Annotated in this window: 14 protein-coding genes and 2 pseudogenes; 6 read left to right on the top strand and 10 right to left on the bottom strand. The window is 73.2% G+C overall.

Features of this window, described 5'->3' with window-relative positions; translation table 11 throughout:
• Positions 1-49: 49 nt before the first annotated feature.
• The 4 genes from ABFX81_RS32600 to ABFX81_RS32585 are packed head-to-tail and all read right to left on the bottom strand — an operon-like array spanning position 50 to position 4,872.
• On the bottom strand, positions 50-1,237 hold the full coding sequence (locus tag ABFX81_RS32600) for an XdhC family protein (RefSeq protein ID WP_086854796.1): 1,188 nt from the start codon (positions 1,235-1,237) through the stop codon (positions 50-52).
• Positions 1,230-3,344, bottom strand: coding sequence for a xanthine dehydrogenase family protein molybdopterin-binding subunit (locus ABFX81_RS32595; RefSeq protein ID WP_346139073.1), 2,115 nt, complete (start codon positions 3,342-3,344; stop codon positions 1,230-1,232). Before ABFX81_RS32595 ends, ABFX81_RS32600 begins: the two co-directional genes overlap by 8 nt.
• The gene (locus ABFX81_RS32590; protein ID WP_086855370.1) at positions 3,341-4,333 is read right to left on the bottom strand and encodes an FAD binding domain-containing protein; all 993 of its coding nucleotides are present in this window, start codon (positions 4,331-4,333) and stop codon (positions 3,341-3,343) included. The genes ABFX81_RS32595 and ABFX81_RS32590 overlap by 4 nt, the downstream gene beginning before the upstream one ends.
• Positions 4,330-4,872 carry a 2Fe-2S iron-sulfur cluster-binding protein gene (locus ABFX81_RS32585; protein WP_086855369.1) on the bottom strand — a complete coding sequence of 181 codons (543 nt, stop codon included), beginning with the start codon at positions 4,870-4,872 and terminating at the stop codon, positions 4,330-4,332. The genes ABFX81_RS32590 and ABFX81_RS32585 overlap by 4 nt, the downstream gene beginning before the upstream one ends.
• A gap of 237 nt (positions 4,873-5,109) precedes the next feature.
• On the opposite strand from ABFX81_RS32585, the gene ABFX81_RS32580 reads away from it, so the two are divergent.
• Positions 5,110-5,688: an SbtR family transcriptional regulator gene (locus tag ABFX81_RS32580; RefSeq protein WP_086855368.1), complete on the top strand. Its 579-nt coding sequence runs from the start codon at positions 5,110-5,112 to the stop codon at positions 5,686-5,688.
• 61 nt (positions 5,689-5,749) lie between these two features.
• Here the strand turns inward: ABFX81_RS32580 and ABFX81_RS32575 are convergent, their stop codons facing one another.
• A complete protein-coding gene (locus tag ABFX81_RS32575; protein ID WP_086855371.1) occupies positions 5,750-6,655 on the bottom strand; it encodes a LysR substrate-binding domain-containing protein in 906 nt (301 codons plus the stop codon).
• A 116-nt stretch (positions 6,656-6,771) separates the two neighbouring features.
• Between ABFX81_RS32575 and ABFX81_RS32570 the strand changes: the two genes are divergently transcribed.
• The gene (locus ABFX81_RS32570; RefSeq protein ID WP_086855367.1) at positions 6,772-6,987 is read left to right on the top strand and encodes a hypothetical protein; all 216 of its coding nucleotides are present in this window, start codon (positions 6,772-6,774) and stop codon (positions 6,985-6,987) included.
• A 224-nt stretch (positions 6,988-7,211) separates the two neighbouring features.
• Here ABFX81_RS32570 and ABFX81_RS32565 read toward each other — a convergent pair whose 3' ends face one another.
• From ABFX81_RS32565 to ABFX81_RS32555, 3 genes are all read right to left on the bottom strand, one after another.
• Positions 7,212-8,003: a hypothetical protein gene (locus tag ABFX81_RS32565; RefSeq protein WP_346139072.1), complete on the bottom strand. Its 792-nt coding sequence runs from the start codon at positions 8,001-8,003 to the stop codon at positions 7,212-7,214.
• On the bottom strand, positions 8,000-9,661 hold the full coding sequence (locus ABFX81_RS32560; RefSeq protein WP_346139071.1) for a serine/threonine-protein kinase: 1,662 nt from the start codon (positions 9,659-9,661) through the stop codon (positions 8,000-8,002). Before ABFX81_RS32560 ends, ABFX81_RS32565 begins: the two co-directional genes overlap by 4 nt.
• Before the next feature lie 160 nt (positions 9,662-9,821).
• Positions 9,822-10,331 carry a SpoIIE family protein phosphatase gene (locus tag ABFX81_RS32555; protein ID WP_086849920.1) on the bottom strand — a complete coding sequence of 170 codons (510 nt, stop codon included), beginning with the start codon at positions 10,329-10,331 and terminating at the stop codon, positions 9,822-9,824.
• A 202-nt stretch (positions 10,332-10,533) separates the two neighbouring features.
• On the opposite strand from ABFX81_RS32555, the gene ABFX81_RS32550 reads away from it, so the two are divergent.
• The 4 genes and pseudogenes from ABFX81_RS32550 to ABFX81_RS32535 all read left to right on the top strand — a co-directional run bounded on the left by ABFX81_RS32550 (position 10,534) and on the right by ABFX81_RS32535 (position 14,518).
• Positions 10,534-11,508: an alpha/beta hydrolase fold domain-containing protein gene (locus tag ABFX81_RS32550; protein ID WP_086849918.1), complete on the top strand. Its 975-nt coding sequence runs from the start codon at positions 10,534-10,536 to the stop codon at positions 11,506-11,508.
• 153 nt (positions 11,509-11,661) lie between these two features.
• A pseudogene (locus ABFX81_RS32545) lies at positions 11,662-11,962 on the top strand (helix-turn-helix domain-containing protein); the annotation flags it as partial.
• A gap of 566 nt (positions 11,963-12,528) precedes the next feature.
• Positions 12,529-13,215: pseudogene (locus tag ABFX81_RS32540) on the top strand (helix-turn-helix domain-containing protein); the annotation flags it as partial.
• A gap of 112 nt (positions 13,216-13,327) precedes the next feature.
• Entirely contained in the window at positions 13,328-14,518 is a 1,191-nt protein-coding gene (locus tag ABFX81_RS32535) for a CoA transferase (protein WP_086849916.1), read from the top strand.
• 19 nt (positions 14,519-14,537) lie between these two features.
• On the opposite strand, the gene ABFX81_RS32530 is transcribed toward ABFX81_RS32535, so the two are convergent.
• Positions 14,538-15,521 carry a TerC/Alx family metal homeostasis membrane protein gene (locus ABFX81_RS32530; protein ID WP_086849914.1) on the bottom strand — a complete coding sequence of 328 codons (984 nt, stop codon included), beginning with the start codon at positions 15,519-15,521 and terminating at the stop codon, positions 14,538-14,540.
• Positions 15,522-15,605: 84 nt separating this feature from the next.
• Entirely contained in the window at positions 15,606-16,250 is a 645-nt protein-coding gene (locus ABFX81_RS32525; RefSeq protein ID WP_086849924.1) for a phosphoribosyltransferase family protein, read from the bottom strand.
• Positions 16,251-16,470: the final 220 nt, after the last annotated feature.

The following is a 16,470-nucleotide window of genomic DNA, read 5'->3' as shown; positions in this document are numbered from 1 at the left end:
GCCGTCACCGGCCACGGCCCCTCCGGCATGTCGTCCGGGAAGCCTCCGCTCAGACCGGCTGCGGCAGCTGGCCGGCCGTCCGCTCGTCCCGGTGGATCGGGGTGTCCGATCCGGTGAGCGGTCGGCCCGTGCCGCCGTGCCTCGCGGCGACGATCTCCGCCGCGATCGACAGGGCGGTCTCCTCGGGCGTACGGGCGCCCAGGTCGAGGCCGATGGGTGACCTGAGCCGGGCCAGCTCGCGCTCGCTCACGCCCGCTTCCCGAAGCCGCCGGTCGCGGTCCTCGTGGGTGCGGCGTGAGCCCATGGCTCCGACGTAGGCGACCGGCAGCCGCAGGGCTTCGGTCAGCAGGGGGATGTCGAACTTGGCGTCGTGGGTGAGCACGCACAGCACCGTGCGCCCGTCGGTGTCCGTGCTCGCGAGGTAGCGGTGGGGCCAGTCGACGACGATCTCGTCGGCGTCGGGGAAGCGGACCCGGGTGGCGAAGACCGGGCGGGCGTCGCACACGGTGACGTGGTAGCCGAGGAACTTGCCCGCCCGCACGAGTGCTGCGGCGAAGTCGATCGCGCCGAAGACGATCATGCGGGGCGGCGGGACGGCCGATTCGACGAGCAGGGTGAGTCCGCCCGGGCAGTGCGAGCCTCCCCCAGACTCCGTCCGGGGGGACCCCCATCCCGCTCCGCTCGCGGAGATTTCGACCGTGCCGGTGCGGCCGGCTTTCAGCAGCGCGCGGGCCTGGGCGATCGCCGTGCGGTCCAGGTCCGGGTGACCGCCGAGACCGCCCTCGTGCGCACCGTCGGGGCGTACGAGCACCGCCCGGCCGAGCAGGCCGGCCGGACCGTGGACCACTCGGGCGAGCGCCACCGCTTCGCCGTGGGCGGCGGCCGACAGCGCGGCCGGCAGTGCGGCGACCCGGGCCGTCCGGTCGGCGCCGTACGGGGCGATCATGATGTCGATGGTTCCGCCGCAGGTCAGTCCGACCGCGAAGGCGTCCTCGTCGCTGTAGCCGAACCGCTCGACACGCGTCTGACCGTCCTGGAGGACCTGGAGGCACAGGTCGTACACCGCGCCCTCCACGCACCCGCCGGAGACCGAGCCGATGGCCGTGCCGTCGGCGGAGACGGCCAGGGCGGCGCCGGGAGGGCGCGGGGCGCTGCCGCCGACGGCGACGACCGTGGCGACGGCGAAGTCCCGGCCCTCCTCGATCCACTCGTGCAGGTGCCCGGCGAGGTCAAGCATCGCCGCCCGCCATCAGGACACGGTCGGGCCGTATGGGCAGGTGGCGGTGGCGGACGCCGGTGGCGTGCCACACGGCGTTGGCGACCGCCGCGGCGGCGCCCACGATGCCGATCTCGCCGATGCCCTTGATGCCGATCGGGTCGTCCGGGTCGGGATCGTCGACCCAGTCGGCCTCGACGTGCGGGATGTCGGCGTGTGCGGCGACGTGGTAGCCCGCGAGGTCGGCGCCGTAGAGACCGCCTGTGGCCCGGTCCCGGACTGCTTCCTCGTGCAGGGCCATCGAGATGCCCCAGATCATGCCGCCGACGAGCTGGTTGCGGGCGGTGAGCGGGTTGACGATCCGGCCGGCCGCGAAGATGCCCATCATGCGGCGCACCCTGACCTCGCCGGTGGCCGGGTCGACGGCGACCTCGGCGAACTGCGCGCCGAAGGAGTGCCGTTCCTTCTGGGCGAGGGCACCGATGGCCTCGGCCGTGTTCGACCGTACGGTGATGCCCTCCGGCGGGATGTCGGCGCCCGGCGCGAGGCTCTGCCGCAGCTCCTCGGCGGCGGCCGTGACGGCCCAGGCCCAGGAGCGGGTGCCCGTCGAACCGCCGGCGATCATCGCCGGACCGAGGTCGCTGTCCCCGATGCGCACCCGGACGCGGTCCGTCGGCACCCCCAGCGCGTCGGCGGCGACGAGGGTGAGCGCGGTCCGGGCGCCGGTTCCGATGTCCGCCGCGTTGATCCCCACCGTGAAGGTGCCGTCCGCCTCCGCGGTGACGGCCGCCGTGGAGGGCATGGCTCCCGCGGGGAAGGAGGCGGCGGCGGTGCCGGTGCCGAGCAGCCAGCGGCCGTCGCGGCGCACGCCGGGCCGCGGGTCCCGGTCGGCCCAGCCGAACCTGCGGGCGCCTTCCTGGAAGCAGGCGATCAGGTTCCGGCTGCTGAACGGCAGCCCGGACACCGGGCCGACCGCGGGCTCGTTGCGCAGGCGCAGCTCGATCGGGTCGATGCCGCACCTCTCGGCGAGCTCGTCGAACGCCGACTCCAGCGCGAACGAGCCGGGCGCCTCCCCGGGGGCGCGCATCCAGGTCGGGGTCGGTACGTCGAGCCGTACGACCCGGCTGGCCGTGTGATGCGCGTCGGCGTCGTACATCGCGCGGCTCGCGGCGGCGCTCGGCTCCACGAACTCGTGCACGGACGAGGTCATGTTCAGGGACTGGTGCTCCAGGGCGCGCAGCCGTCCGTCCGCGTCGGCGCCGAGCCTGACCCGCTGGGCCGTGGGGCTGCGGTAGCCGGCGAGCGAGAACATCTGCCGGCGGGTCATGACGACCCTGACCGGGCGTTGCAGGACGGTCGCGGCCATCACGGCGGCCACCTGGTGCGATCGGACACCCTTGCTGCCGAAGCCGCCGCCGACGTGCTCGGAGCGTACCCGCACGGAGGCGGGGTCGAGGGAGAACAGGTTGGCTAGTTCGCCGGCGACCCAAGTGGTGCCCTGGTTGGAGTCGACGACCTCGAGCCGGCCGCCTTCCCACAGGGCCGTCGCGGCGTGCGGCTCCATCGGGTTGTGGTACTCCTCCGGAGTGGTGTACTCCGCGTCCACCACGACGGCGGAGGAGGCGAGTTGGGCCTCCAGGTCGCCCTTCTCCGTCACGCCCGGCGCGTGGCCGTCGACCGGGTACGCCTCGGTCTGCCGCTCTGCGGAGAACGCGACGTCGTGCGGCTCCTCGTCGTACGTCACGACGAGGGCCTCGGCGGCCTCCCTTGCCTGTTCGGACGTCTCGGCGACGACCAGCGCCACCGGCCAGCCCATGTGCATGACCCGGTCGTGCTGGAAGAGGGCGACGCTCGGGTCCGGCGGGACGCCCAGCAGGCCGACGTAGTCGCTGTCGACGCGCGGGGCGTTGTGATGGTGGAGCACCGTGAGCACGCCGGGCATCCGGAGCACGGCCTCGGTGTCCAGGGCGCGGATGCGGCCGCGGGCGACGGTGGACAGGACCAGCCAGCCGTGGGCGAGTTCGGCGAAGGGGATCTCGGCGGCGTAGCGGGCCGCTCCGGTGACCTTGTCACGGCCTTCCACACGGGTGTGCGCGGTGCCGACGGAGCCCTTGGCGGCGGTGGTCATCGGGTGGCCTCCTCGGCGAGTTCGCTCAAGCCGGCCACGACGAGGTTTCGCATCAGGGTCACCTTGTATCCGTTGTGGGACAGCGGTTTCGCGTGGGCCAGTTCGGCGTCCGCGGCGGCCGCGAAGTTCTCGGCGTCGGCCGCTGCGCCGAGCAGGGCGCGTTCGGCCGTGCGGGCCCGCCAGGGGCGGGACGCGACCGCTCCGAAGGCCAGGCGGACATCACGTACGACACCGTCCTCGACGTCGAGCGCGGCGGCGATCGAGCCGATGGCGAAGGCGTACGAGGCGCGTTCGCGCACCTTGCGGTAGCGGGAGTTGGCCGCGACCGGGGTGGGCGGCAGGGTGAGGCCGGTGATCAGCGCTCCCGGCGGCAGGGCCGTCTCCAGGTGCGGGGTCTCCCCCACCGGCAGGTAGAAGTCGGCGAGCGGCAACTCCCCCGGCCCGTCGGCCGTTTCGTAGGACACGACGGCGTCGAACGCGGCGAGCGCCACGCCCATGTCGGAGGGGTGCGTGGCCACGCAGTGGCCGGAGGCACCCAGGATGGCGTGATTGTGGTGCTCACCGGTGATGGCGGGACAACCGCTGCCGGGGTTGCGCTTGTTGCAGGCGGAGGTGACGTCGGCGAAGTAGCCGCAGCGGGTGCGCTGGAGCAGGTTGCCGCCGACGGTGGCCATGTTGCGCAGCTGCCCGGAGGCGCCGGCCAGCACTGCCTGGGCCAACGCCGGGTAGCGGCGCCGGACTTCGGGGTGGGCGGCGAGGTCGCTGTTGGTGACGGTCGCGCCGATGCGCAGGCCGCCGTCGCCGGTCGGCTCGATGCGGTCCAGGGGCAGTTCACGGACGTCGACCAGCAGGGCGGGCCGCTCGACGCCGGTCTTCATCAGGTCGACGAGGTTGGTGCCGCCGCCCAGGAAACGGGCTTCGCCGTCGCCGTCGAGCAGCGCCACGGCGCCGGAGACGTCGTAGGCGCGCTGGTAGCCGAACTCCCTCATGCCGCCGCCCCCTTGGCCTCGGCGGCGCGGGCCACGGCCTGGACGATCGACACGTACGCGCCGCAGCGGCACAGGTTGCCGCTCATCCGCTCCCGGATCTCCTCAGGGGTCAGCGGTGGTGGTCCCGCGTCGGGCCGTATGTCGTCGGTGGCGGCGCTGGGCCAGCCCGCCGCGTGCTCCTCGATCAGGGCGATGGCCGAGCAGATCTGCCCCGGCGTGCAGTAACCGCACTGGAATCCGTCGAGGTCGAGGAACGCCTGCTGCACCGGATGCAGTTGATCACCTTCGGCCACGCCCTCGATGGTGGTGATCTCACGCCCCTCGGCCGCCACCGCGAGCTGGAGACAGGACACGGCCCGGCGGCCGTCGACCAGGACCGTGCAGGCACCGCACTGGCCCTGGTCGCAGCCCTTCTTCGTGCCGGTCAGATCCAGGCGCTCGCGTAGGGCGTCGAGCAGGGTGGTGCGGTGGTCGACGGTCAGCGTGTACTTCTCGCCGTTGACGGACAGGGTGAGGTCGCTGGACGTCGATGGGGGCATGGAAGCCTTCTTTCTCACGTCGCAAGGTCAGGAGGCGGGAGTCGTGGTGGCGGGGCCGGTTCGCAACGGTGCAGGATGCGGGCAGGCCTGCCGCGGTACGGCCGTCTCGGGCTGTCCGCAGGGGCGTCCCGCCGGTACGATGAGGCAAGCGGACACTTGTCCGTTACCCGGAAACGTAACGGACAACTGTCCGCTTAACAAGGGCCGGGTTTCGGCCAAGAACCGCGAGGAGGGCGAGTGCGGCACAAGAAGGACGCTCCTCTGCGCTCGGACGCGCAGCGCAACCGCGAGCGCATCCTGGAAGTCGCACTGGTGGAACTGACGCGTGCGGCGGACGCTCCGCTGAGCGCGATCGCCAAGAAGGCGGGCGTCGGGCAGGGGACCTTCTACCGCCATTTCCCCAGCCGCGAGGCGCTCGTCATGGAGATCTACCGGCACGAGATGCAGCAGGTGGCCGACACCGCGGCACCGCTGCTGGAGAGCCGGGAACCGGACCAGGCGCTGCGCGAGTGGCTGGACCGTTGCGCGCAGTTCGCCATGACGAAGGCCGGTCTGGCCGACGCGATCCGCCAGGCCACCGGCGCGCCGGGGAAACCGGCGAAGCCGTCCCCTACGCCGCTGACCGAGGCGGCCGAACTCCTCCTCCGCGCCAACGAGAAGGCCGGCACCATCCGCCCGGGCATCACCGCGGACGACCTCTTCCTCGCCGTGGGCGGCATCTGGACGATCGACCCGCACACCGACTGGCAACCACGCGCCAACCGCCTGCTGGACCTCGTCATGGACGCGCTGCGGGTGGGGGCGCCCGGGGCCTGACCGCTGCCGTCTGCGGGTGCGTGGGGGCTGTTCGCCCACTTCCCCGCGCCCCTGAGTCGCTTCAGGCGACTGCCGTGGGGGCCAGTTCCCGTAGTTCCCGGAGGGCCGTCGCCACCGCCGGGCGGGCGTGGCCGCCGCCGCGGGTGCAGGTCAGGAGCTTGCGGTGGGGGTTGCCTTCGCAGCGGATGCGGGCGATCGGGAGATGCGGGGTCAGATGGGCGAGACGGGGGATGAGGGCGACACCCAGGCGGTGGGCGACGAGGTGGGCGGCGACGTTCCAGTCGAGGGCGTGATGGACGACGCCGGGGGTGAAACCGGCCGCGCCGCAGGCGGACAGGACGTGCGGGCGGCAGGCGCTCTCCTCCACCGGCGCAATCCACGGCTCATGGGCCGCTTCCGCGAGATCGACCCGGGCCCGCCCGGCCAGCCGGTGCCCGTCGGGGACGACCAGGTCGAAGGGGTCGTCGAGCAACGGCTGCTGGTCGAACCGCGTGTCGCTCAGCGGCGGATTGTGCGGGGTGGACTCGACGATCGCCAGGTCGATGTCACCCTCGAAGAGGAGGTCGAAGCTCTCCGGGACGCCCGCCTCGGTGATCCGTACGGACAGCCGCGGGTGCCGCTCCCCCAGCCGGGCCGCCATCGGCGCCAGCAGGACCGAGATGGCCACGGGGAAGCCCGTCACCCGCAGCACCCCGGACGGCGCCCCGTGGTCCGCCCGCAGATCGAGTTCCGCCTGGTCCCAGCGGGCCTGGATGGCGTCGGCGTGCGCGAGCAGACTCTCGGCGGCCGGAGTGAGGCGGATCCCGCGTCCCTGCGGCTCCAGCAGGTCGACGCCCAGGTCACGGGCGAGCTGCCGGATCTGCTGGGAGGCGGCGGACGGGGTGAAGTGCAGGGCTCGGGCGGCCGCGGTGACCGTGCCGTAGTGGGCGACCGCCCTCAGGACGTGCAGTCGGCGCAGGTCAATCATGAAGCCCACGCTTCACAATCACGTCCACAAAGTCAACCTGGACGTGTACGGATCCTTCGACGCATCCTGGCTGTGTCGCGACGGTCAACCAGCCACGACGTACGAGGAGTCAAGACATGATCAGCACCACCGGCACCGTCTGCCCGCACTGCGGCTGGCCGGACGGAGGCGAGCCGTTCCAGGTGCTGTCCCGGCACGCCACCGCGACGGGCCGCACGGAGTGGACGCGCTGCGGATGCGGCTCGCTCCAGGTCCGGGTCGTCGACGGCGGCGGAACGCGAGTAATCTCCCGCGGCCGGCCGGCGGCTCGGTCGGGGGCCGCGTGCCGCTGAGGCCGCGTGCGGAAGTCACATGGCCTGAACACGGCGCTCGGGCTCAGCCCGAGACGCCTGGCCGGCCCCCTGCCGCCCGGGCCATCGATGCGGTCACAGCTCCTGGACGGCCGTGTCGGGGGCTATGGCCTGCTCATTCCGGGCGCACTCAAATCGAACATGCGGTCCTCGCCTGCGAGGTTCATGAGACGGGCGCGAAGGCAGCGACCGGCTGGTCTGCGCGGTCAGGCGCAGGCGTACGTGAAGTGGGTGGTGACCGTGCGAGGAGTCGCGGAAAGGATCCGCAGTTCGGCCCGGGCCGTGCGGTGCCCCTTGCCCTGGAAGGTCCACAGCAGGTGAAGGCGTGCCTGTCTCTGGCCCCGGGCCATCACTTCGTTCAGGACGCCCGAGGAGGTGCCGTCGCTTCGGATCCAGCGATAGGAGAGGGTGCCGGGTCGGCCGTTCGTGGTCACGAGGCCGACGATGTGCGCGGTGCCGTCGCACTCCAGCACCGTGGGCCTGGCCGTGACCGCCACCGTGCCGACCGCGAGGGAGGGACCGAGGCGCTGCCAGGCGAGGAACGCCAGGACGCACATGACGACCAGCGCGGGCAGAGCGTGTCTGCGCAGGCGTCGGCGCGGGGGCGCGGGAGGCGGCGGAGGGGCGGGGAGTGTCCGGTGGGCGCGGTGCGCGACGGCCGCGGTCACGCCCGGGCCGAAGCGCAGCACGGTGCCTTCGACGCGATCGGGCGCAGCAGGCCGCGACGTCGCCGAGGCCTCCTCGACGGGCGGCTCGACGCGGGTCTCGTCCGGTCCCGGTCTCTGGATCCAGTGGCTGGCCAGCACGGTGGCGCTGTACTCGGCGTCGGCTGAACCGGGTTCGCGTCCCGGGGCATGGTCGCCGGTGGGGCCGAGGTGGAGGGTGGAGGCGGGCTCCTCGGCGGGTGGAAGCACCTCGGTGCGCTCGGCGGCAGGCCCCGGCACCTCGGTCCGCTCGTCGGCGGGCGCGGGAGTCCGGTCGTCGTCTCGGGCGGTCATCGGAGGTCGCACCGCCTGGTCAGAAGTTGCTGGGAGGCTCCGCCGCCGGCGGCGGCCGGGGTCGTCATGGCCTGCACTGCCCAGTAGCAGCCGACGTTCTGGAAGGTGTGGTCGACGGTGAGCGTGTACTGGGTGGCGCCGCCGCGCTCGAAGGTCTGGGGCGCACCGTCCGGGGTGCCCGGCTCTCCCGCGGTGTCGCCCGTGAACCAGGAGAGGGTGAGGGAGACCGGCCCGGTGCCGTCCGTGGTGATGTCGATCGTCGCCGTCGCGGTGGTGGGCCCCGTCTGCCGGAAGTCCGACACCACGACGTCCTTGACGGCGGGAGCGGCAGGCGAGGTGGGGGCGGTGGTCGTCGGCGTCGCCGCGGTGGTCGGCCCACCGGGCGCCGTCGTCTCCTCTTCACCGGCCGGGCCGGCGGAAGCCGAGGGCCCACCGGTGCCGGTGGCCGCCGGACCCGAGGGCGACAGGCTGGGTGACGGCGACAGGCCGGCTGACGCGGTGGGGGTGGAGGACGGGGACGAGGACGAGGACGAGGGCGTCGGGGCGGTGGGCGCTGCCGGGTCCGCGCCGCCGGGCCGCGCGCCGGTGGTGGCCAGGGCCTGCGCCGCCCGCTGCGCGGCAGCCTCCGGGTCGTACGGGAGTCCGTAGGTCAAGAGGGCACCGAGGAGTACGGCGGCACTCGACACGAGCCATCCGGCCCGGCCGGGCAGCCACGCCTGCGCCCGGCCCTGGCCCGTCTCCCGGCTCAGAACCGTGCGCGCGGTGTCCGTGGTGGTCCGGGGTGCGCTGCGGGCCGTGGGCAGCAGCAGCGGCAGCAGTGCCACCAGCGCGGCGAGCCGGCCCCGGCCGCGTTCCTCCCAGTCGGGGCCGTAGGCGGCGCCGGCGGCCGCCTCCAGTGCCCTGACGAACGCCTCGGCCTGTGCGGGCCGTTCCTCCGGGTCCTTGGCCAGACCGCGGCGCACCAGCTCCCGCACCGGCTCGGGAGCCTCCTCCGCGGGGACGGGCGCGTCGACGTGCTGCAGCGCGAGTTCCGCGAGGTTGTCGCCCGCGTACGGTTTGCGACCCGTCAGGCACTCGAAGAAGGTGGCCGTGGCCGCGTACACGTCGGCGGCGGGAGAGGCGGGTGCGCCGGTCCACTGCTCCGGGGCCATGTACGAGGGGGTTCCGGCCACACCCGCGCTGGCGCCGGCGTCCACCGCGATGCCGAAGTCGACCAGCTTGGAGGATCCGTCCGGCACGACCAGGACGTTCTCCGGCTTGTAGTCGCGGTGGACGACGCCGACGCGGTGCGCGGCGGCCAGACCGAGCAGCGATCCCTTGAGGATGACGAGCGCGGCCTCGGGCGCGAGCGGGCCCTCCCGTCGCAGCAGCGTACGCAGCGAGACCCCGTCGACCAGTTCCATCACGATGGCGGCGCCGTCCGGGCTCTCCACGTACTCGTACAACCCCGTGACGTACGGGCTCTCCAGCCCGCCGAGCAGCCGCGCCTCCGCCCGGAAGTCGTGCACGAAGCCCGGCCGGGTGCGCAGGGACTCGCTGAGATACTTCACGGCCACCGGCACGCCGGTCTCCTCGTGCACGGCGAGTACGACCCGCCCGCTCGCCCCCGATCCGAGCTCGAGTGACTCGGTGTATCCGGGCACCGCCCATGTGTTCATCCCAGCCCCCCAAGGCCGCCGTGCCGTTCGAGCCCCACCCCTTGGCGAAGCGACCGGGCCGCGCGGTGAGAGACACATTTTCAGCCACTGCGGTTGCGGTGCGACAGCCCTCGGTCCCGGTTGCCGGCCGACGGCACGATGCGCCTCGTTGACCAGCCGGTCACCCGTCGGCGCCTGTCCCGTCCGGCGCGGGGACACCGATCATGAGCAGCGTCACGTCGTCGTCATGGACGGCCGTGTCCGCGATGAGGGTCCTGATCAGCCGCTCCGCCGCCCGATCGAGGGTGTCGGGGTCGGTGTGAGCGCCCTTCAGCGCGGCGTCGACGGTGTGGGTGAGGACATCGATCCGGGCCCCGATGTCGGTGCCGGGCCTCTCGACCAGTCCATCGGTGCAGAGCACGAGCGTGCTGCCCGGTGCCAGCGGCCGGGTCACCTCCTCGAACGGCACCCCGCCGCCGCCCGGGGCGTTGACGCCCAGCGGCACGCCGACCGGTGCCCGCAGCCGATGGGCGGGCCGTAGGGAGGCAGGGCGATGACGGGAAAGGGGATCTGCGCGATCGGCGGCTGGCCCGGCGGGCCGACGACGCCCTGGCCGCCCGGCCCGGAACCGGCCCGGGCCGGGCGACGCCCTGGCGGTGCGGCGACCTTGCACGACGACGTGGTGCTGCATGGCCCTGCTTCTGCCTCTCACGCCCGCATGACCTGCGCGTATCTTGGGTCGCCACGGTCATCGGGGGGGCGGCCCTCGCAGGCCACTGGGGCGGCACCCGCCGTTCGGCGGGCAGGTTCCGCCGGACGGCGGCGCCCGGGTCCGGCACGACGGGACAGATCATGGCCGCACGAGCCGCCGCGACCTCACACGAGGAGACGTCATGACGCATGTTCCGCCCCCGTTCGACCCGGAACTCGCCGGAGCGCTGGAACTGATCAAGGAGATGATCAGTCCGGGGCTCACCCTGGACGAGATCGCCGAGGTGCGCCAGGGCCCGGGCATACAGATGCTGGCCGATCTGGACCTCACGATGGGCGGGACGTTCGAGGTGGAGGACCGGCAGGTGCCCGGGCCGCAGGGTGAGCCCGACATCTCGCTGCTGATCTGCCGGCCGGCCGCTCCGGCGAGCGCCGGGGCGCGGCCCGTCATCTACCACGTGCACGGTGGCGGCATGGTCATCGGGAACAGCCGGGTGGGCGTCGATGTCCCGCTGGCGTGGGCGCGGGCGCTGGACGCGGTGGTGGTGTCCGTGGAGTACCGGCTGGCGCCGGAGCATCCGCATCCCGCGCCGATCGAGGACGTGTACGCCGGGCTGCTGTGGACGGCGGATCACGCCGCCGAGCTGGGTGCCGACCCCGAGCGGATCGTCATCGCGGGTGCCAGCGCGGGCGGCGGACTGTGCGCGGCCCTGGCCCTGCTCACGCGGGACCGCAAGGGGCCGCAGCCGATCGGGCAGGTCCTGATGTGCCCGATGCTCGACGACCGCAACGACACGCCGTCGACGTACCAGATGGCGGGCCTCGGGGTGTGGGACCGCACCGCCAACGAAACCGGCTGGACCGCGCTGCTGGGCCCACGGCGCGGCGGCCCCGACGTACCGGCGTACGCGGCTCCGGCCCGTGCCGAGGACCTGTCCGGGCTGCCCCCGGCGTTCCTCGACGTCGGCTCCGCGGAGACCTTCCGCGACGAGGTCGTGGGCTACGCCTCCCGCATCTGGCAGGCCGGTGGCGTGGCGGAGCTGCACGTGTGGCCCGGCGGCTTCCACGGCTTCGACGGCTTCGCGCCTCAGGCGGCGCTCTCCCAGTCGGCACGGGCGGCGCATGTCAACTGGCTGCGGAGGTTGCTGAGCGCGTGACGGACGCGGAGTCCGGCAGCAGCCGGGGGCGCGCACGCAGCTCGCCCTGCCTGCACTCCGACTCCTGCCGCACGGGCCCGGCTGACCGTCCCCAGCGGCCTGTCCTGCGACATGCCAGGCCCGCTCGGCGGCCGCATGCCGCACCATGGGCCTATGAAAGAGCTGGCCGGGCGCCTGACCGCGCTTGATCCGGATGCCGGTGCGGCGGTCCGGGTCATCGCCTACTTCGACCGTCTCGCCGAGTCCAGGGCCGGTGTGGAGGCACTCGTACGCGGTGCCGCCGTACTGGCCGGCTGCCCGGCCCGGCTGGTGGACCCCGAACGGCGCGTGCACGTCCGCGTGGAGCCCGACGGCACGAGGCGGGACACCGAGGCGCCACCCGACCCCACCTGGCCGTCCGCCCGGCTGACCCCGGACGCCACGGCGGCACTGTGGCTGGAGCGGGCCGGGGCGGCGCACGAGGTGGAGGACACGGGCCGTGCGGGGGCGCCAGGGGGCGCGGCGGCTGCTTCTGTGGGGTCCGCGCCGGGCGCCGAGAAGGCTGCCCCTGCCGCGTCGCCCGCGAGCGCCATGGGGCGGGACCGCGCCACGGCTGCATCCGGCGTCGCCGAGATCGGCCGGGCCGGGACGGCGTCCTGCACCGTGGACACGGTCCATGCCGGGACCGCATCCGCCGTCGCGAACCCTCCGCCTGGCGGGTCGGCTCCGGGCGCCGCGGCCCGCGACCACGCCAGGCCTGGATCCAGCGTCACCGACCATGCCAAGGCACCGCCCCACCCCCTGGGCACGGACCATGCCGGAACCGCGTCCGCCGTCGCGAACCCCGCCCCTGGCGGGGCGGCCCCGGGCGCCGCGGACCCCGGCCGCGCGAGGAACGCGCCCCGCCTCACGAACGCGGTTCCCGGCGGGTCGGGAGCAGGCACCGTGGACGCGGACCGCGCCAGGGCGGTGTCTCGCGTGGTCGACACCGACCGGGCCGGGGCGACGTCCCGCGTCGGCCAAGCCGGGCACGTCCGGGTCGCGCCCAGCGTCGTCGACGCGGTGATTCTCGAGCGTGCCGCCGGTGCCATACGGCTCGTTCTCGACCGCACTCGCGGGCGGGCCCCGGCCGACGATCCGGCGCTGGTCGAGACGCTCCTCGACAGCACGGCCCCCGAACCGGCCCGGCTGCATGCCGCTCGCCGCCTGGGCATGGATCCCGCGGCCCCCGCCCGGGCTCTCGCCCCGCTGAACGACCGGCCACGAGTCGTACCCGCCGGGGCGCAGGCCGACGCCGTCGGACGGCTCGGCGTCGGGCCCGCCGTTCCCGTGCTGGAGCTCCCCCGGTCGTGGGCCGAGGCGCGTACCGCCCTGCGTTTCACCGCCGAGGGCACGCCGCAGGATCCCGGACCGCGGGTCGTGTACGCCGACGAGCTGGGCGGCATCGCCCTCCTCGCGGATCTCGTCGTACCGGGTGCCGAACCGCCGCCCGACGTCCGGGCCCTGGAGACGGCCGCGGCGACCACCCCCTGGCTGCCGGAGACGCTGCACGCGGTCGCGTACACGGCGAGCTTGCGGGCGGCGGCCGGCGAGATCAACGTCCACCATTCGACGCTCCAGGACCGGCTGGCCCACGCCGAGCACCTGCTCGGCTGGCCGGTGCGCACCCCGCAGGGCCGGCTCCGGCTGCAACTGGCGCTGGCCATGCGGCAGCTGGCCCGGCCATAGGGTCCGTCGTCTGTCGTCTGGATCACGCCGCAGACGTGATGCCATGCTGCCGCCGTCCGGCTGGGGGAGACTGTCCGGGCGCCGTCCGGTACGAGGTTCAGGAGCATGAGGCATGAGCGTGCAGCGGTATCCCCTGGCCGGGGTCACGGTGGTCAGCCTGGAGCAGGCCGTGGCCGCGCCCTACGCCACCCGGCAGCTCGCCGACCTCGGCGCCCGTGTGATCAAGGTGGAGCGGCCGGGCGGCGGCGACTTCGCCCGCCGGTACGACACGACCGTGCACGGCCACTCCAGCTATTTCGTGTGGCTCAACCGGTCCAAGGAGTCCCTCACGCTGGATCTCAAGGATCCGCGGGGCCGCGAGATCCTGCACGAACTCCTCGACGGAGCCGACGTGTTCGTACAGAACCTCGCCCCGGGCGCCGCCGGCCGCCTCGGCCTGGACGCCGCCACCGTCACCAGCCGCCGCCCCGGTCTGATCCCGTGCACGATATCCGGCTGGGGCACGACCGGTCCCTGGGCCGACCGCAAGGCTTACGACCTGCTCGTGCAGTGCCAGACCGGTCTGGTGTCCCTGACGGGAACCCCCGAAGGGACCGCCCGGACCGGGATCTCCGTCGCCGACATCGCCGCCGGGATGTACGCGTACAGCGGCGTCCTCACGGCCCTGTACACCCGCGCCGTCACCGGCGAGGCCCACCCGGTGGAGGTCTCCCTGTTCGAGGCGCTGGCGGAGTGGATGGGCCAGCCCGCCTACTACACCCGGCACGGCGGCACCCAGCCCCCGCGCCTCGGCACCCAGCACGCCACCATCGCGCCGTACGGGACGTACGAGGCCGCCGACGGCAAGGAGGTGCTGTTCTCCATCCAGAACGAGCGGGAGTGGGCGGCCTTGTGCACCGAGTTCCTCGGCGGGCCGGAGCTGGTCGGGGATCCGCGCTTCGCCACCGCCTCCGACCGCGTCGCCCACCGCGAGGAGCTCAACACGATCGTCGCCGCCCGCATCGCCCGTTCCGGCTCGGAGGAGATCCTCAAGGACCTGGAGGCCATCGGCATCGCCTGCGCCGGGGTCAACGACGTCGCCGCGTTCCTGGACCACCCAGTGCTGGCCGCCCGCGGCCGCTGGACCGAGATCGCGGTGCCGGGCGCCACGGTGGAGGCTCTGCTCCCGCCGGCCGACCTCGCGGGCCTGCCCGCCCGGATGGACCCCGTACCGGCGGTCGGCGAGCACACCGGGTCGATCCTCGCCGAGCTGGGCCGCACCGAGGAGGAGGTGGCGGCCCTGCGCGCGGACGGCGTCGTCTGACGTCCCCGACTGGGCGGACCTACCGGGACCCGGCGGCCCGCTTCGCCTCCTCTGCCTCGGCCTCCTGCTTCTTCGAAGCCCGCAGGCTCGTGATCGTGGTGACGGCCAGGACCAGGACGATGAAGGTCAGCGAGAAGGGGATGCTGATCTCGGGCACGTGGACGCCCGACTCGTGCAGGGCGTGCAGCACCAGCTTCACGCCGATGAATCCGAGGATGATCGACAGGCCGTAGGAGAGGTGGACCAGCTTCTTCAGCAGGCCGCCGATGAGGAAGTACAGCTGGCGCAGGCCCATCAGGGCGAAGGCGTTCGCGGTGAACACGATGTACGGGTCCTGCGTCAGCCCGTAGATCGCCGGGATGGAGTCGAGGGCGAACAGCACGTCCGTGGAGCCGATCGCGAGCATCACGACCAGCATCGGGGTCATGATCCGCTTGCCGTTCTCGGTGATGAACAGCTTCGTGCCGTGGTAGCGGTCGGCCACGCCGAAGCGCTGCTCCGCCATCTTCAGCAGCTTGTTCTCCTGGTACTCCTCCTCGTGGTCCTGCTTGCGGGCGTCCTGGATCAGCTTCCAGGCGGTCCAGATGAGGAAGGCGCCGAAGAGGTAGAACACCCAGGAGAAGGCGGTGATGATGGCCGCGCCGGCCGCGATGAAACCGGCCCGCAGCACCAGGGCCATCAGGACGCCGACCATCAGCACCCGCTGCTGGTACTGCGAGGGCACCGCGAACTTGCCCATGATCAGGACGAACACGAAGAGGTTGTCGACGCTCAGCGACTTCTCGGTGATGTAACCGGCGAAGAACTCACCCGTGGGCCCGCTCCCACCGAAGTACCAGAGTCCCAGCCCGAACAGCACGGCGAGGACGATCCACACCACCGTCCACGTCCCGGCTTCCTTGACGGACACGTCGTGGGGCTTGCGGCCGACGAAGAAGTCGACGGCGACGAGCAGGCACAGAGCTGCCACGGTCAGCAGCCACACGGAAAGCGAGACGTTCACTGGTGCTCCTGTTACAGGTGTGGGGATGGCACATCGTTGTCCGACGTGGCTGATTTCCGCCACACCCGTAAGGTGAACACTTGGTCACAGCTGCGCGTGCAGGGCTTCCAGGACGTCCCAGTCCGTCAACTGGTCGAAGTTCTCGTACCAGAGGCCCACGGCCATGAACGCGGCGGGCTGGTGCAGGCAGATCACCTCGTCGGCCTCGGCGCGCATCAGATCGGCCGCCTCCGGGGAGCACACCGGCGCGGCCAGCACCACCCGTTCGGGCGCCTGACGGCGGACGAATCGCAGCGCGGCCCGGGCCGTGGAACCGGTCGCCAGGCCGTCGTCGACCACGATCACGGTGCGTCCGCGCAGTTCGGGTGCGGGACGGCCCTGCCGGTACAGCGCCTCGCGGCGTCGCAGTTCGGCGCGCTCCCGCTCGATGACGGGCCCCAGCGCCGCCTCCCGGAGGCCCAGGTGGCGCATGGCGTCCTCGTCGAGGAGCGGCACCTCGTCCCCGGCCATCGCGCCGACGCCGAGCTCCTCCTGGAAGGGCGCCCCGATCTTCCGTACGACGAGCACGTCGAGCGGGGCGTCCAGCGCCTCGGCGACCTCCCGCGCCACGGCGACCCCGCCGCGGGGCAGAGCGAGGACGAGGGGATCGGGCAGCGCCCCCTCGCGCTGCCGGACGCGCAGCGTTTCGGCCAGTTCCCCGCCTGCCTGCCGGCGATCACGGAACCGCATGACGGTCACCTCTGCTTCCCGCACGGAGAGGGCCCTCGGCCGGTCCGGCTCCCGCGTACCCCCAGTCCACCGGACAATGCACACCTCGCCTACCGGACAATGCGCACCTTACGGACCTCCGTCACACTCGGAACGCGGGGTGTTTCCGGCGGTGCGGCGCAGGCAACCCGGGACCGTGCGCACGGCACGAACCGTGCGTACGGCACGGTCCTTTCCGCAC

It is taken from the genome of Streptomyces coeruleofuscus (genome assembly GCF_039532725.1).
Classification (GTDB): domain Bacteria; phylum Actinomycetota; class Actinomycetes; order Streptomycetales; family Streptomycetaceae; genus Streptomyces; species Streptomyces coeruleofuscus.
Note: the sequence above shows the minus strand (reverse complement) of the source record. Positions and strands in the feature narration are given on the sequence as shown.

Coding starts and splice junctions, on each gene's coding strand:
- ABFX81_RS32590 (WP_086855370.1), bottom strand. CDS start 4,333: ATGAGGGAGTTCGGCTACCAGCGCGCCTACGACGTCTCCGGCGCCGTG.
- ABFX81_RS32595 (WP_346139073.1), bottom strand. CDS start 3,344: ATGACCACCGCCGCCAAGGGCTCCGTCGGCACCGCGCACACCCGTGTG.
- ABFX81_RS32600 (WP_086854796.1), bottom strand. CDS start 1,237: ATGCTTGACCTCGCCGGGCACCTGCACGAGTGGATCGAGGAGGGCCGG.
- ABFX81_RS32535 (WP_086849916.1), top strand. CDS start 13,328: ATGAGCGTGCAGCGGTATCCCCTGGCCGGGGTCACGGTGGTCAGCCTG.
- ABFX81_RS32550 (WP_086849918.1), top strand. CDS start 10,534: ATGACGCATGTTCCGCCCCCGTTCGACCCGGAACTCGCCGGAGCGCTG.
- ABFX81_RS32585 (WP_086855369.1), bottom strand. CDS start 4,872: ATGCCCCCATCGACGTCCAGCGACCTCACCCTGTCCGTCAACGGCGAG.
- ABFX81_RS32565 (WP_346139072.1), bottom strand. CDS start 8,003: ATGACCGCCCGAGACGACGACCGGACTCCCGCGCCCGCCGACGAGCGG.
- ABFX81_RS32575 (WP_086855371.1), bottom strand. CDS start 6,655: ATGATTGACCTGCGCCGACTGCACGTCCTGAGGGCGGTCGCCCACTAC.
- ABFX81_RS32555 (WP_086849920.1), bottom strand. CDS start 10,331: ATGCAGCACCACGTCGTCGTGCAAGGTCGCCGCACCGCCAGGGCGTCG.
- ABFX81_RS32570 (WP_086855367.1), top strand. CDS start 6,772: ATGATCAGCACCACCGGCACCGTCTGCCCGCACTGCGGCTGGCCGGAC.
- ABFX81_RS32525 (WP_086849924.1), bottom strand. CDS start 16,250: ATGCGGTTCCGTGATCGCCGGCAGGCAGGCGGGGAACTGGCCGAAACG.
- ABFX81_RS32560 (WP_346139071.1), bottom strand. CDS start 9,661: ATGAACACATGGGCGGTGCCCGGATACACCGAGTCACTCGAGCTCGGA.